This is a genomic window from Frankia sp. R43, assembly GCF_001306465.1.
GTDB lineage: Bacteria > Actinomycetota > Actinomycetes > Frankiales > Frankiaceae > Parafrankia > Parafrankia irregularis.
Window position 1 is genome coordinate 117,832 of sequence record NZ_LFCW01000014.1, and the last position, 16,156, is coordinate 133,987.

Annotated in this window: 9 protein-coding genes and 2 pseudogenes; 6 read left to right on the top strand and 5 right to left on the bottom strand. The window is 65.4% G+C overall.

All coding sequences use genetic code 11. The features are described from left to right. Positions 1-38: 38 nt before the first annotated feature. Positions 39-215 carry a hypothetical protein gene (locus ACG83_RS45660; RefSeq protein WP_161934853.1) on the top strand — a complete coding sequence of 59 codons (177 nt, stop codon included), beginning with the start codon at positions 39-41 and terminating at the stop codon, positions 213-215. Between the two features lie 170 nt (positions 216-385). On the opposite strand, the pseudogene ACG83_RS39215 reads toward ACG83_RS45660, so the two are convergent. Next, positions 386-1,357: pseudogene (locus ACG83_RS39215) on the bottom strand (transposase). A gap of 539 nt (positions 1,358-1,896) precedes the next feature. On the opposite strand from ACG83_RS39215, the gene ACG83_RS39220 reads away from it, so the two are divergent. Then, on the top strand, positions 1,897-7,167 hold the full coding sequence (locus tag ACG83_RS39220) for a diguanylate cyclase (protein WP_054571329.1): 5,271 nt from the start codon (positions 1,897-1,899) through the stop codon (positions 7,165-7,167). 71 nt (positions 7,168-7,238) lie between these two features. Here ACG83_RS39220 and ACG83_RS39225 read toward each other — a convergent pair. Continuing rightward, positions 7,239-7,484, bottom strand: a pseudogene (locus ACG83_RS39225) (transposase); the annotation flags it as partial. Between the two features lie 231 nt (positions 7,485-7,715). On the opposite strand from ACG83_RS39225, the gene ACG83_RS39230 reads away from it, so the two are divergent. From ACG83_RS39230 to ACG83_RS45015, 4 genes are all read left to right on the top strand, one after another. Next, positions 7,716-9,131 (top strand): S9 family peptidase, encoded by a 1,416-nt coding sequence (locus ACG83_RS39230; protein WP_054571330.1) that lies wholly within the window; start codon positions 7,716-7,718, stop codon positions 9,129-9,131. Positions 9,132-9,289: 158 nt separating this feature from the next. Further along, complete coding sequence (locus tag ACG83_RS39235; protein WP_054571331.1) at positions 9,290-9,721, top strand: hypothetical protein; 432 nt, start codon at positions 9,290-9,292, stop codon at positions 9,719-9,721. Then, the gene (locus tag ACG83_RS45665) at positions 9,721-9,987 is read left to right on the top strand and encodes a hypothetical protein (RefSeq protein ID WP_161934854.1); all 267 of its coding nucleotides are present in this window, start codon (positions 9,721-9,723) and stop codon (positions 9,985-9,987) included. Before ACG83_RS39235 ends, ACG83_RS45665 begins: the two co-directional genes overlap by 1 nt. A gap of 47 nt (positions 9,988-10,034) precedes the next feature. Continuing rightward, positions 10,035-10,454: a hypothetical protein gene (locus ACG83_RS45015; protein WP_054571332.1), complete on the top strand. Its 420-nt coding sequence runs from the start codon at positions 10,035-10,037 to the stop codon at positions 10,452-10,454. A gap of 705 nt (positions 10,455-11,159) precedes the next feature. Here the strand turns inward: ACG83_RS45015 and ACG83_RS39245 are convergent. From ACG83_RS39245 to ACG83_RS39255, 3 genes are all read right to left on the bottom strand, one after another. Beyond that, positions 11,160-13,211 carry a hypothetical protein gene (locus ACG83_RS39245; RefSeq protein WP_054571333.1) on the bottom strand — a complete coding sequence of 684 codons (2,052 nt, stop codon included), beginning with the start codon at positions 13,209-13,211 and terminating at the stop codon, positions 11,160-11,162. A 63-nt stretch (positions 13,212-13,274) separates the two neighbouring features. Next, positions 13,275-15,368, bottom strand: a complete 2,094-nt coding sequence (locus tag ACG83_RS39250) for a hypothetical protein (protein ID WP_054571334.1) — start codon at positions 15,366-15,368, stop codon at positions 13,275-13,277. Next, a complete protein-coding gene (locus ACG83_RS39255; RefSeq protein WP_200931464.1) occupies positions 15,365-16,048 on the bottom strand; it encodes a hypothetical protein in 684 nt (227 codons plus the stop codon). The genes ACG83_RS39250 and ACG83_RS39255 overlap by 4 nt, the downstream gene beginning before the upstream one ends. Between the last annotated feature and the right edge of the window lie 108 nt (positions 16,049-16,156).

Sequence of the window (16,156 nt, forward strand, 5' to 3'; positions counted from 1 at the left end):
GGACCACGTCGCGCGCGACGTGGGTATCAGTCCGCCGCATGCGTCGCTACTTCGGCAACCGCTACGGTCTGCTCACGGCGCTGGTCTATCATGGCGTTGAGCAGATCATGGAGATCCTCATCGGGGTAGTACGGCAGGCGATTTTTTGCGATCAGTGGATGGCTCTGACGTTGGCCTGGTGGCGGCGTCGCCACCGGGACCAGCGCAGGATGTGATCGAGCACGGCTGTGGGTCGGGCGAGAATGGCGAGAAACAGGCGTCGGGCCTCGTTGACGGTCAGGGGTAGCAGTCCGTCGTCGTAGGGCTGGTCGCGTTGGTCGGCCGCGAGGATCGTCAGGAAGGCGTGGGCGAGCGTCGCGAGTACAGAGTGTCCCTAGCTCTTCTGTCAAGCAGCGGCGGGTTTGGCTGGGGTGGGGTCGTCGGCTCGTAGCGCTGCGTAGACGACGTCGGGGAGGCGTCGTTTGAGGACGCGCAGGGCCTCGCGGCCGCTGTCGCCGCTGTCTTTGCGTCGCGCCATCATCGCTGTGGCGGGTGGATGCCAGCGGGCTTGGGTCATCGCGATGCGGTGAAGCGTGGCGTTGAGCTGGCGGTTACCGGTGCGGCTGAGCCGGTGCCGGGCCTTGTTCGATGACCAGACTGGTAGCGGCGCGGTGCCGTTATGCCGGGCGTAGGCATCCTTCGACCGGAAACGGTCGGCGCCTGCGGTCTCACCCAGGATCTTCCCCGCCGTCAGTGCGCCGCATCCCGGGATAGCGGTCAGCGACGGCGCGAGACGCTCCACGAGCTCGGTGATCTCGGTGGTGAGCTGGTCGATCTCCAGCGTGAGATCACGGCAGCGGCCGACAGGCGTGCGGGCGAGGCGGGCCACGACGCCGTGGTGATCGGCGAGGCGCACCTCGATCGTGTCGTAGGCCGAGGAGCGGTCCAGGGCGCGGGCGTTCGGTTCCCAGGACGGGTCGAGCTCATGGAGATGCCAGCGCAGTCGGCAGATGATCCGAGTGCGTTCCGCGACCAGGGATTCTCGGTGATCGACCAAGAGCCGGACCTCACGGTCCGGGCCGTCAAATCGGGCGACGGGGAGGTCGGGCTCGCGCAGGGCGGCCCGCGCGACCGCGAGAGCATCGATCGGATCGGACTTGCCGTACGTGCGGGCCGTGTTCCGGCTCGCTGCCATCAGCTTCGGGGGGACGCGCACGATCGACTCGCCGGCCATCACCGAGTGTCCGCGCCCAACGCAGCAGGCCGAGGTGATCCTTTGTCGCGGTCCCGGTCGTGCGCTCGGCGAGCTTCCGGCCGTGGTCGTCGACGACGACGATGGGTGGGTGCGCTTGTGCGCGTCGACCCTGAGAGTGACCATGAACCGTGTCTCCTTCGTCGAAGAGGGGCACGGGCCGGTCGGCGGGCATATCCCTGTCAGGGGCGACGCCACGCTCCTCTCAAGCCACGCCGGCCGGACCTTGAGGTCCGGCGGGCTGCACTACGGACAGTGGCCACCAGCGGCAACAACCAGGTGGAGCGAACCCGCCGGACACCTCGACAGCAGACACAGGGATGAACCGGTGGATCGGAATGTGGCGGTCAGCGATACGTTCGTCGCTGGCAGTGTGGTCGTGTGAGCCGGACGTACCACGATCACCACCGTGGGACCGGAACCGGTGGAACTCCGAGACGGGTACCCGTGGACGAGGCGGCAGCGATCCATCACTCGGTGACGCATGCCCATCGCGTGATGGAATCCGAACTCGATTCGAGAGCAGCCCATTTACTCCGATTCGTTGCATTTGGTCGCCCGATGCGGGCGGATGCAAGATCGGCAGGCGCTCTATTTCGTGCCGCCGTATCGTAAGTTCCTGAGAGGGTAGAGGAGGTCGCGGGCGGGAGGTAAGGGCGAGGTTCATGAGTCGGATCACGATACCAGGCGTAGTACTTGGTGAGGAGTTGAGGCGTGGCTCGAATTCCATCGTCTATCGGGCTGAGCGAGCGGGTCGACAATATGCTCTAAAAATGCCACTACGACAGGTTGCGGACGATAAGGGTGCAATGCGCTCGTTCGCGCGGGAAGCAACAGTTCTCGCTTGCATAAACCACCCCAATATATCGCATGTGTGGGCGGCGGGCCGGGCGGCTGGGTTTCCGTACCTCATCACAGATCTCGTCGAGGGCGACTCCTTGGAGTCGCGAATTCGATCGCACCCGCTCGGTGTCGGCGAGACGACCCGAATCGCGCTCGACCTCGCCTCAGCGTTGCACGAGGCGCATCGGCGAGGTCTGGTGCACCAGGGCGTAACGCCGATGAACATCATCATCCGTCCTAGCGGGCGGGTGATGCTGCTGGACTTCGGCCTGATGGCCAAAGCTGGGCGGTTGGCGGACGAAACGGCGGTAGGTACTCTTCTTTACTCCGCTCCTGAGCAGACCGGAATGTTGCACCGGGAAGTCGACGCGCGTGCCGATCTCTATGCGCTCGGCGCTGTCCTATATCACTGCCTGGCCGGGGCACCGCCGTTCGAGGCCACTGACGCCGCGGAGCTCATGCGGCTGCACGCTGTCACGGCTCCCAAGTCCCTGGCCTGCTTGCGGACTGACGTGACCGAGGAGCTGGCGGGCGTGGTTGCCCGACTGCTGTCCAAGGACCCGGACGACAGGTATCCGTCAGCCAGGGACGTCGCCTCAGCACTCCTCCCGCTCGCCTCGGGCCCAGTAAGGAAGTCCCTGTGTCCGTCCGCGGCGAGTGAGGCGTCCTGGATGACCAGGACGACGGTCGGACGCCAGCAGCCCCGCGCTCTGCTTCGGCGAGCCTGGTCCGACTGTCTCGCCGGCAAGGGTGGCGTTGTCACCGTGATCGGCGAGGCCGGCGCGGGTAAGACCCAGCTCGTTCGGGAGTTGGCCACCACGCCAGGCCTGATGGCTGGACGCCCGGTGCTGCGCGGTCGATGCGCGCCCCAGGCTTCCGTTCCGTTCGCCCTGTTACGCGATCTGATCGGTGGGCACCTTCGGGATTTGTCCTTCGTCTCTGAGCCGCGACGGCGGGAACTGCTCGACCGAGTCGTGGCAGCCGCTGGCAAGGACACTGTCCGCCTGTCCAGGCTGCACCCCCTCCTGGACCGCGCCTTGAACCTGGAGGCACCGCGAACCCCCGAGCCAGAGGCCGACGAGTTGCGTTTCCGAGCAGCTGTGGTCGGGCTTCTCGGCCGGTTGGCGGCGCTCTCGGGCGGAATGCTCATCTGGGTTGACGACGCTCATTGGCTCTCGCCCGGTGACCGGGCGGTCCTCGAGAGCCTAGCGGCGTCTGCCTATGCATCGCGTCTGCTGATCGTCAACACCACACGCGACCCTTCGTTGCGCCTTGCAACTGGGCTCGCGAGAAGCTGGGAGATCGCTCTGAAATCACTGACCGGTGATGAGGTTTCTGCGCTGATCCGAGCCTATCTCGGCGAGATCACTGACGAGAACTTCGCACGCGAGGTAGCTGTCCGCTCGTCGGGAAATCCGCTAGCTGTAGTCTCGTACGTGCAAGCGGTGATTGACGCGGGGCTGGTTCGCCCCGACTGGGGGCACTTTGCACTCGACAGGTCCGAGCTCGAATCCCTCCCGCTGCCGGTGACGGTCCTCGACCTGATTCGTCGGCGAGCGGACGCTCTCAGCCCTAGAGCTCGGTCGATTCTGGGTGTGGCCGCAGTGATCGGCCGACGTTTCAGCCTTGGTCTCCTGGCGGCCGTGAGCGCCAGTACACCTGCCTTGGTGACGAAGCTCATGAGTGAGGCTGAGGCGCACCAACTCGCCGTGCCCAATGGGGACGATACGTGGTCGTTCGTTCATGACTGTGTCCACGAGGCGCTGGTGTCGACCATGGCCATGCCGCTACGGAGAACCATCCATCGACGTGTCGTCGATGTTCTTGACTCCGATAGCGCGCTTGGGCGCCGCGGACCATACGAAGCCGCGCGGCACGCTATCGCCGGAGAGCTAGATCCGCCGCGCCGGTTCCGGCTGGTGGCTGCCGCCGCGACGGAGGCGCTGGCCGCCGCGGCTCCCTACGATGCGTTCGACTTCTATGAGGCCGCCCTGGCGGCCGCGCTCGAGGCCGGCCTTGAACCGGGCGCCGACTTCGAGGAGGGCTTCGCTGTCGCGTGCGCCCGAACGGTCCATGCCAGCGAGGCCCGGGCCCACTTCCTGCGCGCCCTCGGCGGGCAGCATGAGGCGCTTCGGCGTGCGTCGATCTATCTTGAGCTGGCCCGGGTCGAGGCGGCTGGGTTTCATACTGCGGCGGCGTGTGAGTACGTGCACCGAGGCCTGTTGGAGATCGGTCGACGGCTACCAGACAACCCGCTGGAGATGGCGGCGGTCAGTGTGACACGACTACTGGTCGGAACAGCCTGTCGGTGGAGTTGGACCGGCTACGGTCGCGTCACCGGCGACAAAAGAAAACTCGACCAGTTGCGATGTCGCCTCTACGACGTCGGTGCTCAGGCTGAATGGTCTCGCGGGCGGATGGGATCGGCGCTGGCGTTCATGATGTCCGCTGTCACGCCTCGCCGGCGGCTTGGTAGTGGGGACGCGTACTTACGTTCACGTGTCTTTTCTCTATTTCTCGTGACGGAGTTCGGTCGAGGATGGCCCGTGGAAAGGACCATCTGCCGGCTACGGACGTTCGCGGAGCAGAGCAACGACCCCCTGCTGCGGGCGACGATAGATCTTTATATCGGTGGCGCGTTGCTGCTCGGCGGCCGGAACAGTGAGGCGGAAGATGTATTTACCGAGTGCCTGTCCAGTGAGCGGAGATGGATAGAGACGGCGCATTACGCCAATAGCAAGACCCACTTGATTCGTAGTCGCCTGCAACGGGGGTTGTTCCGGGAGGCGTGGGACGCCTGCGAGACTCAGTCAGGGAACCCGGGAGACGAGGTGCTTCGGGCTGATCTCGCGATAGTCAGGGCTAGGCTTGCTCGGATCCTCGGTTTCCCGCCGATTCCGGATCCGGGCCTGGCGGCACTCGATGAAGAACCAGCAGCTGAACGCCTTCGCCGTCATGTTATCTGTGGTGATGTCGCTGAGTCCGAGATCGAGGACGGCGAGTTTGGGCACGTATTCGACGCTGCGGTCGCCGCCGGGGATTCCATCGGGTTTCGTCCTCGCCAGGTACCCAAGTCGTTTCGGTACTTCTGGGTTGCGAAGGCTCGGGGTCGCCTCGAGCAGGCGCGTGCCACGCCACCGGGTCTCGAGCGGACCAGGCGTTGTCAGGCAGCGAGGCGCGCTTTGCGTGAAGCGCGCTGCGCCGGGGCCTACCCGCCATATGCCGCGGACCTGAAGGTCCTGCGCGCAGTGGAGCGCGAGCTCGCCAATGATGATCGCGCGGCGCTGGAGGCAATCCACGTCGCGGAAGGGATGGCACGGGACCTCGACCTGCCACGTGTCCGCTTCGACGCGATCCTCGAGCGTGCTCGATGCCTTCGCGCCGCCGGCGAGATAGACAGTGCGGAGACCGAGGCGGACCTGGCTCTCGAGTTTGCCCGGCGCCGTGGATGGGTCGGCCGTGAGCGCCGGGTGCTCCACGAGTTTCCGCGCCTCGGGCAGCAGGCCTCGCCTAGGGAACCGGTGGGAACGCAGCCGAAGGTTGCGGCGAGCCGCTACCGGCGTCGCCTTGACGCGGTTCTCCGAGTGAGCGCGGCTGCCGGCCAACAAACGGCGCCGCAACGCGTCGCCGTCGTGGCGCTCGATGAAATCATCGCGATTCTGGGTGCTGAGCGTGCCTTGCTCTTCCTGCCGGAGGCTGCGCACGGTTCGCCTAGGCCGGGCGGCCTTCGGCTTTATGCGAGTCGCACTCGTGAGTCTGGCGAGCGTGATGACGACTATCGTGGCGAGCTCCAGCGTTTCGCGACGGAGGTTGCTGAACGCGTACGAGATCAGCAACGACCGTTGGTAGCTACAGGCTCAGACGAGATCGCGGCCTTGGTCTCCTATAGCGGTGTCCAACACGTGCTACGTAGCATTATCGCCGCTCCTGTCCCTATCGACGACCAGCAGGTCGGCGTCGTGTATGTCGACAGTCGGGTCGCCCGAGGTCTGTTCACGGACGAGGACGCCGAGATCCTTGTAGTTCTAGCGAAACAGGTCGGTGTCTCCCTTCAGAGTGCCGAGAAGGTTCGGCTCGAATCTCTCGTCGCGGCCGAGAGAACCCAGCGGGAACTTGCCGAGGCCCTGCGCCTCGTCACCGCGCGGGCCGCCGCGACGCTGGACGTGACCGAAATACCTGGCCGGGTCCTGACCGCGGCCCGCCAGATTCTCCCTTTCGATGCCGCCTGGATCCTGAAGTGCGTCGCCGACGGACTCCGGGTCGACTCGATCCATGGAAATGTGGACAGTCGAGCCGTCGGCATGGTCTTTGCGCATCCCGAAGAAGGGCCGTTGGCGGAGGCGTTGGCCGGCGGCGAGGTGACGGCGGTCGATGGCAACAGTGCACCGCTGCCCGGCCAAAGATCTGAGGCCAGAAGCCTCCTGATCATACCGCTCCCCTTCCACTGTCGTGGTCAGATCATGTTTGTCCTCGCGTCCGGGTTTCCGGACTTCTACGGTGACACCCGGGTTCAGATTGCGCATACCGTTGTCGACCAGACCGCAGTCGCCTATCAAAATGCCCAGATGGTCGAGGAGTTGCGTCGTCATGCAGCGACGGATCCACTGACCGGACTCGCCAACAGGCGCCAGTTCTTCGAACAGGCGGCGCGCGCTCTCGCCCGGCGCATCGCTGCCGGAGAGCCGACTAATGCGGCGATGATTGATATTGACTACTTCAAGAAAGTCAATGACGGATACGGACACTCTGTCGGCGATGAGGTGCTCACCGGCGTTGCTCGTCGCATTCGGATCAGCCTGTGTGAGGAAGACCTCGTAGGTCGAGTCGGGGGCGAGGAATTCGCCGCGCTGCTGCTTGGTCCACTTCCGGCAGCCGAGAAGCGGGCAGATCGCCTACGATGCGCGGTCGCGGAGAGCCCCATCGAGACCGCGGCCGGACCGCTCACGGTCCATCTCAGCATCGGCCTTACGCCCTCGGCTCCCGACGACGCCAACCTGGCCGACTTCCTTTACCGCGCTGACCAGGCGCTCTACACGGCCAAAGAGACTGGCCGCAACCGCGTGATCGTCCGATGTCCGAAACCGTTGGATTGAAGTTAGGCCCAGGACCGGTGCGGTCGGCCCCGCCGGCCGGCGAGGCCATCCGATTGCGCCGGATCCGCAGTGCGGTCGACGAACCTGGTTCCCTCGGGCACTCCGGCCGCGGCGCGGCGCGCCGGCTCACCGGTCCAGCTGGCCGGTAGGTAGAGCGCACGGTCGATGAACGCGTGTCCGCGGTCGCTGGCACAGGCCAGGTAGACCGCGACCTGCGCGTTCTCGATCCTGCCCGCGGTGCCGGTGTACTGGCGCTGCACCCCGACGGTCTGGGTGCCCTGCTTCAGATCGCCGGTTTCGTCCACGACCAGGACCGACCCGGCGCGCGGCGATGGCGTCGGGGGGTCGAGCGTCGCGACGAGCGCCTCCGCGTCGCAGGCGGACCGGACGGGGCTGTCGTCGACGTCGCACCGGTACACGGCACCCTGTACTCAATACCTTCCACTTGGACGAGTTCTGAGGCAGGATGCATCGAGAGTGGCTGCCCGGCACCGCACGCCGGTGCGCGCGGGCGCCGGGTCAGCCTCAAACCCATGAGAGGGACGCGCATGACGACCGCTTGGGACAGCCTTCTCACCTCAGCCTTCGACGACCCGGCCGGGCGGTTGACCGAGGTCTCCGTCGAGGAGCGGGAGCTCGACGGCGGTCCTATTGGACTCGTACGGCTGCGCTTCACGGCGGAGGATCTGCGCGGCGAGACCTACGAGGCCCGGGCGAAGCTGTTCCTCCCTGCCGACCCCATGACCGGCCAGGGCGACCGGTTGCCGGTCTGGTTCAACTGCGGCTATGAGCTCACCGATGCGCTAGCGAGCGAGCGTGTTCGGCGCGGGTGGATCGTCGTGACACCGTGCGATCCCGAGGAGGACGAGGTCTTCCCCTTCCACAACCCGCTGTGCCGGGGGCCCAACACCGACTATGTTCTCGCGCACATGGTCCGTGCCCTGCAGTTCGTCGACCCAGCGGCGATAGTGTACAGCGGAGGAAGCGCCGGCGGCTACGCCGCGCTGCTCGTCGCGGCGGAGGCGTTCCCGGCCGGCGCTGTCGCGGCGAACGCGCCGGTCGTCAACCTCGCGTACGAGGGCGCCTACATGATGGACAACTGCCCGCGGATCGCCGCCGAACCTCCGGCGGAGCACCCGTTCATGGGCGTCCTCATGGGTGTCTTCCTGCCTTTCATCGACAAGGGTTGGCGGCGTACTTACGGAATGGACGTCGGTGCGCCAGCATGGTGGCAGCACTCCCCGGTTGCCCACGTCGATCGCATCACCTGTCCGGTCGCCGCGACCTTCAGCACCGCGGACTTCCTGGTGCCGCTCGAGCAGGTCGGCACCGCCTTCGCCGACGAGGGCACGGCACACGCACCGAAGGGTGTCGTACGGGCGCCCGCGGACCTCACCGACGCATCCGGCGCAGCCGTGCGTCTGCTCGACGTCCTGGGCGACTCAGCCGATGTGCGCATCCTGCCGGTGCCTGCGGGCGCGACCGAGCTGGACCTGGCCGACATCGACTTCACGATGTCCCGTCCACAAGCGGCCATCCCGGTCCCGTCCCGCACGGCCGACGCCGAACAGTGGCTCATCGTCGTCGTCGATGAGGGGCCGCCGGTCATGGGCATGGGTCACACGCGGCACGGGATGCAGCCGGACTTCGACCCCTTCGCCCAGGAGGCGCTGGCCGCCGGCCCGACCGTGGACCAGCTGACGACCGACAAGCTCGAGCAGCTCCTCGCACGCTGGTCCGGCCAGGAGTGGCTGGCACCCGGCTTCCACCACCTGGATCGCGCCGGAGCAGAGAGGGCCGATGTGGAGCGCGGACTACGGCTGTACTGCGGGATCTCCCCGGGCCACGCCCGGCGGTTCGAACAGCTCTACCTGGACCTGGACGAGACTCGCCGCCTGCTGCCGGAGGCCCTCGTGAGCGATCTGACCGGACCAGCGGGCGACGTGCTGGTGCGCCGCCCGTAGCAGCGGCGCACCAGCACGGGCGCGACCAGCCGTGCCGGTCGCGCCCGTGCGCGGTCCGGGCCGGCGGAGGCCGGCTGGCTACCCGCGGGCCCGGTCGCCGTCGAGCACGGTCCGCAGCGCTTCGTAGATCGGGCCGACGGAACTCCTGGCGACCATCCTTGACGCTGGGCGTCGCCGTGACCCGGCTACCTCCACTATTGCAGGAGCTCCTGACCAAAGTTCAGTCGGAGGTCGCGGAGGTTCGGCGAGGAGCCTGCGGCGAGATCGCGACGTTGCGCGCAGCGGACCGGCTTCAGCTGCTGGAGGCCCTCGTCGAGATGCTTGCACGGCGTGCAGACAGTCCCGCGTTCGTCGCGGCACTCGAACTCGCCGAGCGCGCGCCCGATACCGTTCAGCCTGTCTGTGAGGCGTTGATGCGCATCCCGCCGGCGGCGATCCCGGTGCGCCACGCGGGGAACGCTGCCCGGCTACCCGCTGACAACCCCCTCGTGGCCGCGCTCCTCGACCGCTGGGAGAACAGCACTGCTCCCGGGTTGGCTCCCATCGTCCGACAGGCGCGGGAGATGCGCCAGCTCTCAGGCAGACGCTGATGGGGACCTCGACCGACCGTGCGGCAGGCAGTGGCGGCGTGTGGACTCCGCTCAAGCACGCCACCACGTCCTACACGCGAGGACTCGCCACCGGCTCGCCGAACACCCCGGCCTTCGCTCGGCGGGTACTCGCCCGTCACGTCCCGGTGCTGGGCGGCCAGGTGCTGCAGCCGGTGCCAGGGCTGGTAGCGCTGGGGTCCAGCGGCTCGGCGCGCTGCTGGCCGGCGTCGGCGGCGAGGTCCTCGAAAGCACCCTCGACTCGTTAGGGCTGTCCGCGCTCGTCGGCCGGACGCGCTTCGACGTCCTCGACGAAATGATCACTTTCGTTGCCGGGGACGGGGACGACCTGGATTCGCAGGCTGCCCGGGACGCCGTGTGCGATGTCTTGGAGGAAGTGTTCGGTGACGCCGACACTTGGGCCGACCTGACCAGCACGGCCGACGCGGCGGTCACCCGGGAGACCCTTGCCGCCTTGCTGGAATCGTTCGTGGCTCACTACGTTTACAACCGGGTTCCGGTCATCGCCGAACAGCTCACCCGTATCTCCGATCCCCACGCTGTGCGCCGGGCGGACGAGGAGATGCGTCAGATCATCCAGACTATGGTCTCGCTTCGGTTGCCTGACGACCCATTCGCGGTGGACTGGTCGGGTCCGCAGGGGCGGCAGATCGCTGACGATGCCCTCCGTGCGACGTACGAGGCCATCCAAGGGCTGGACGGAGACCGGCAGTGACCGACTATCTGGTGAGAAGCGACCTCACCGCACCCGCCGCGGAACCTGACGGCGTCCGACTTCTGGACTGGGCACCGGGTCGCACGTCAAATATGACGACGCGGTCGGACTTTGCCAGAACTTCTCGCAGTATCCCGTAGCGATGTTCCTCGATCACCAGCGCCAGAGCTGCGACCGCGGAGCGCTTCTGGTGCCGCCCGGCCCACGGCCACGAAACAGTGAGATTGCGTGACGAACCTGGCCGCCCTTCTCGCTTGCCTCTCGGGCAAGCGGTGAGCGAACAAGGTATGACCGTCCGTCGTCAGTTACGTTGATGAGTCGATTAACGTCGGCGCCTTCGTTCGCAAGGCGGTAGGGGATGTCGCCTCGGCGGAGAAGGCTGTTTTCTCGCCAACGGTACACCGCGCGGCCGGACATAAGATTGAATTAGCTATGGTGCCACCCGCACTCGCCGTATTGGTGGAGGCTTTGTCTCTGTGGCCGTACGACGAAATCGTGCAGGATCTCGACCATCTGGAAGAGGTTTTCCTGATCGGCAGCTAGCATCTCTGGATCGACGGGCCACGTGACCTGCCCACCGGATGATTCTTCGATCAAGTATGCAGGATCCGGATCATTTTGATCGTCGGCGCAGTCTTTCCCGAATCTCCGCTCAAAGGAATCGGTGACCTTAAGGTCGCAAACAAGATCCACATATTATCGGATCTACTCCGGATGTCGCGGATGCAGACGGTTAGGATTTTCGCGCCCGCCCGGCACGCGAATGACGACTATGTTGCATGGCTCCTGTTCACCTTCGCGCTGCACATGCTCGATCCAGATGCTGTCTATCAGATTTACTGCACCCTCGGCTCCGACGGTCTTGTCCAGTGCAAGGAGGATAGCGAAAGAAGCCTTCGCCTTCTGATATTCGGCTGCTTGATGCACATACCGCCGAAGGCCGTCGGCCGTGGCGTCGTTATCCTCGATTTTGCATTCGACGTTGAACTGTGTCTTGGGGAACGATATTAGAATATCGGCGCGGCCGCCGGCCTGGTCGATGACTTCCGCATTTGCAATCCGGTGCAGCGAAGAATCGGAGAGGTACTGGCGGTAGTGTTGATGGAAGAGTGCTTCGTCGACCTTCTGTTTTTTCCCCTCCCTGTCGCGACCTCGGAGGTACTCGGTATAGGACCCTCCCATCGTTCTGCCGACTTCGTAACAGCGATAGGCAAACCTGACCGTTGTTTCCAGTAGGACATGGAACGAATCGGCTATGTCGGGCAGCCAGTCTCGGGACGTTTCGAGCTCCTGGCGGAGCCTTTCCAGGAGTCGACTGTACTTCGGATCCTCTATGCCTGCAATGACATCGTCTTTGTCTCGAAGTCTGATTTCGAGTCGGTCGAGCGCTTCAGGCTTGATGTTTTTCTTAAATTCGTTGAAGTCGCCTTCTGGGACGGTCTCGGCCAGCAGGCGCCACCGGACTTTTCCCCGATCAACCTGCCCTTCTGGGGGGCTTGAGCTGCCGTCGCCGTGCGCAGGTCGGCGAAGTGCCACATGCAGTCTCTGGGCAGCTGGGTCGTCGCGGAATTCTTCGTCGTTTTCGAGGGCGTAGCGGAGAAAATTGACGCGGTGTTCGTGACGGAGGAAGGCGTCCTCGACGACAGGTGCCACCATCGTCTCGACGACGCTGCTGCTGGGCGTATCTGTGAGCACTGTGACGGTTTGATGGGCCGTGTAGGCGCGCAGGAGCGCGACGAGGATGCGGTGGCCGTCTCCGTACCAGGGGTCGTCGTCCGCGAGATGGGTTGCCGCGGCTTCGAGGAGCAGCGTCATCTCCGCCCATGCGGTGATGTCACTCTGGCGCGATGCCGCCCAGGAAGGCGTGCGAGTGCGCCGACGCCAGACGCGGTAGCGACTGAGAGTCTCGTGGAGGGTCGTGGCGGCGGCGGGTACGCGGATGGACGCGTCCGGTGAGCCAAGGCTGAGAAGTGCATCGATGGCGCAGTGATATAGCCGCGCATCCAGACGGTCCGGGTCTAGGACGAGAACCTCCGCGAACCGGTGGCATACGACACGTAGATCCGAGGCCATCGAGTCGTAGCTGTCGCGTCCCAGTGCCTGTCGTAGATCGCCTAGAGCAAGCTCGAACGCAGCATCCCGGCAGGTGTGGTCGAGCCCGAGGCAGTACTGGAGGACGTCGCGGAGTCCGGCGTTCGGGTGATGGGCGTCGAGGACGCCGAGCAGGCGGGGTAGGCGAGCAGCGAAGTCTTCGGGCAGTGCGGCTGGATCTTCCGCCACCTCGTACATCGCGCCGAGGAGCCTCGCAGGCGGTGTGACGCCGGCGAGGGTGAGCTGCACGAGGCAGTCCGCGGCTTCCGCGCCGATGAGCGCGATGGTGAGATCGTCCCCGGCGTTCACCGCCGCGCGCAGACGCAGGTATAGCGCCTTGGCCAGCGGTGGACCGAGTGCACGTGCCAGAGCGGGATACTGGGTCAGTGCGTCCGTGGCGCCGCAGAAGGCGGCGTGACTCTGCTGCTCGCGCACGCCCGCCAGGACGAGGTCGAGTAAGGGGCGACTATCTGCGACGCCGCTGTCCCGGAGGAAGTGCGCGGTCGCCTGGACCACATAGGGCAGCAGCGGACCACGCGCGAGCAAATCCGAACTCGCCAGCACCTCCTCAATGCCTCCGAGGTCAGACACGGTAGGCCCGAGCCGCCGGGTGGCCGGGGTGGAGCGGCGTGCCCAGGTAGTCAGTCGCTCCTCAACGTCCTGCATGCGCTACCCCTCCCTCGCCGGCGGCGAGCCTCCCCGCGTGATACATCGCCTGGTCAGCGCCGACTAGAACAGGCGGCGCCGATCAGAACCGGACACGATCCGGTCTTCCGGGAAGATTTCCCAGACTGCCTCCTCGATCGACGTGATGACGATCTGCATCCCGGGGACGGCCTCCGCTGTGTCGTGGAGAGTCTTGAGCGCGAGGTAGGTGGTCTGTGGCTCCATCTCCTCGGCGGTCGGGGCATCGATGAGCAGGAGTCCAGGGTGCGACATGATCCCATGCCTGCGCCCCACTGTGATCATCGCGACAACAGCGGCGATTCTCATGCGAAGCCGCTCAGTAGGGCTGAGGTCCTTGAACTTGACAGCGACGCCGGATTTTCTAGCGTTGACACGTCCAGCCAGGTCGAGGTTGACGCTGGTGAGGTTCGTGACCCCCAGCGACTTGGCGATCCGGACGATTTCCGTGTTGATGTCCGCGAACAGCGCCTTGCTGTGCCTCTCGACCACGACCTTGAGGGCGTCGACCGCCATGTTCAAGATCATTGATTCGGTCAGCTCGTCTAAATCGTTAGGCGCCTGGCCGTCTACTTCGCCATAGCCACTGATCACAGCCGGAAGCCCGTTCGCCTGACTGGTTGCGTTGGTTGCCACGGCGAGCGCGCCCTCAAGCTGGTAGACCTCGCGGCGGGCGCCCTCAAGGTCGGCATACCACTGCTCTGACCGGGCCGCCGCGAGTGCAGCGTCGGAGCGAGTGTGTTCGGCGCGGCTCGCCGCGAGGGTTTCCGCGGCGGCTTGTTCGGCGTCCCGCGCGCTGTCTTCTCTTGATCGAGATGCCGCCACACGGTCGTCGAGACGACGAAGAGCCAGTGCCCGCGCCTCGGGGTCCTCGGTGGCATCCGGGAGGGAGCGAGCGCACACCGCGCAACGGTGGTCTGTGTGCTCTGCCTCGCGGCGGTCATCATCGATGGAGCTGTCGCAGCGAGGACATGTCTCCGGGTCCAGCGCGCCCAAGAGTAACCGAGCTGCGTCGCTCTGGTGCGCCCGCCGGACCGCACGCTCGTCCCTGAGCCGGTCCTTGCGGGCGGCCTCGCGATGTCCAACGGCATCGCGATGAGCCTCTTGATCCCGTGCGACTCGGCGGGCGGCGGCGTCAAGGGCCGCGAGAAGGCCGGTGAGATCGGGCTGCTTGGCTTCCAAGACGGCGACACGGCTGCGCGCGTCAGCCAACGCGGCACGTATCGGTTCGGCCTTAAGGCTTCGCGCTTCGTCATCTTCTCGTGCTCGGCGCGCGACGCGACGTACCTCTTGAAGGTCCTTGCTACGCGCTGAGGTGAGATGGGTCAGTTCCGCCGCGTAGGGAACATCGAGGAAGATCTGCATCAGCTTCACCTGAAGCTGACCAATGGCCGTCGGCCCCATGAGAATCTTGTCGCTTGCCGAGTTGAGGCCAATGGCGTAGAAGAAGCTAGCCCAGCCGTGAATCTGTTCCCTGCTGTCCTTGTGTCCGTCTGTGTCCTTCTTCGCACCCGCCTCTGCCGCCCACACAGACACCGGTCGCAGGCCAAGCCGTTCCTGCATGAAGCGGCCAATCAGATCTTCGACGCCGGGCGAATCGGCGCTTGCGGCGACGCGGATATGAGGACCGGTTTCGTCCCTGCCGTTCAACTCCAGCAACTGATCGATCGTGTCCGCGGTCAGCAGGCGTGCCGACGGTCGATTGGGTTCCCTGAAGGTCAAGCGGACGGACGCGGCCACACCTGCGACGACGATGTCCGCTCGCACATAGGAGAACCAGGGAACCGTCTCGGCACGGCGAAACTCGTCAAAGCCCTCCCCGCGCAGTGCAACGCTCAGCGCCCACAGGAGGCTGGACTTGCCTGCGGAGTTCTTTGTGCTCGCGATCGCCCACGGACCAGGACCGAGGACCATGTCGACCTCGAACGGACCGTCGTTGTCCTCGGTGCCTGTCTTGGTGCCAGCACAGTAGAGTCGGTGGACGACCAACTCGCGCCGCACCGGCAGAGGACTGGAGAGGTCGACCCCGTGTGCGGTGAGTACGTCTCGGACGCGTCCGGCGTCCGTGCCCTCGACGATCGCTGCGATTCGCTCGTACAACTCGTCTTCGGTGGGAACTGGTGGCAATGTGCCGCTCATGCGGCGTCCTCCCGCTCCTGCTCCGCAGCCGCCAAGAGAATCACAAGTCGTTCCCGGCATCTGTTTGCGATCGACGGGATTACCTCGCGCAGAGGCGTCTCGGCGTAGTCGCGTTGCAGATACTGTCGCCGCGCCAACGCGATAGCAGAATGTCCGGTCGCCTCCGCCAGCGCCCGCACGAGAAGCGCCCGTTCGGTGTACCAGCGCAGCTCCGGAAATTCCGCGGAGGCCCGAGCAGCGAGTTCAGAACCTTTCTCGGTGAGGAAATAGCTATCCTGAAGCACTCGATCCGGAGTCCGCTGCGGTTTGATTATCAGCAATCCCGGAGCCACGAGCACACTCAGTGCACGATCGAGTTCCTCGAACGCTCCGAAAAGATATCGGACCATCGGAATCGCGCAGATCTCCGGTTCGTCCGAGTCGAGGATCTCGGCGGCCAGTTGCAGGTCGAGCGGGTCGCCGGTCCTTTCGTAGTCATTGAGCAACTCGTCGGCGAGGTAGTCCGGGTTGCGGAGCCAGAAGTCAAGTTTCTGAAGTCGGCTTTCGGCGTGCAGAACCGCCACACTTTTCGTTGGAGCTGCCACCCTCGCGGCCTCACTCAGCGGCTCCGCGACCGCTGCGATCAGCAGAAGTAGCCTCATCGCGTTGGAGAACCGATCCCCCGCATCGTCCTCATCCACGCACACACCGTAGCGAGCGGAGCGAGGGGAGATCAATCCCTGCCAAGTAATGATCAAGCTGATACTTGCTGATCGTAAACGGACTCGCCGGTCTCACCCGACGACCGG

What these genes read in the sequence shown, in the direction of transcription:
- ACG83_RS45015 (WP_054571332.1), top strand. Translation starts at nt 10,035, where the DNA reads ATGATCACTTTCGTTGCCGGGGACGGGGACGACCTGGATTCGCAGGCT.
- ACG83_RS39230 (WP_054571330.1), top strand. Translation starts at nt 7,716, where the DNA reads ATGACGACCGCTTGGGACAGCCTTCTCACCTCAGCCTTCGACGACCCG.
- ACG83_RS45660 (WP_161934853.1), top strand. Translation starts at nt 39, where the DNA reads ATGCGTCGCTACTTCGGCAACCGCTACGGTCTGCTCACGGCGCTGGTC.
- ACG83_RS39250 (WP_054571334.1), bottom strand. Translation starts at nt 15,368, where the DNA reads ATGAGCGGCACATTGCCACCAGTTCCCACCGAAGACGAGTTGTACGAG.
- ACG83_RS39245 (WP_054571333.1), bottom strand. Translation starts at nt 13,211, where the DNA reads ATGCAGGACGTTGAGGAGCGACTGACTACCTGGGCACGCCGCTCCACC.
- ACG83_RS39220 (WP_054571329.1), top strand. Translation starts at nt 1,897, where the DNA reads ATGAGTCGGATCACGATACCAGGCGTAGTACTTGGTGAGGAGTTGAGG.
- ACG83_RS45665 (WP_161934854.1), top strand. Translation starts at nt 9,721, where the DNA reads ATGGGGACCTCGACCGACCGTGCGGCAGGCAGTGGCGGCGTGTGGACT.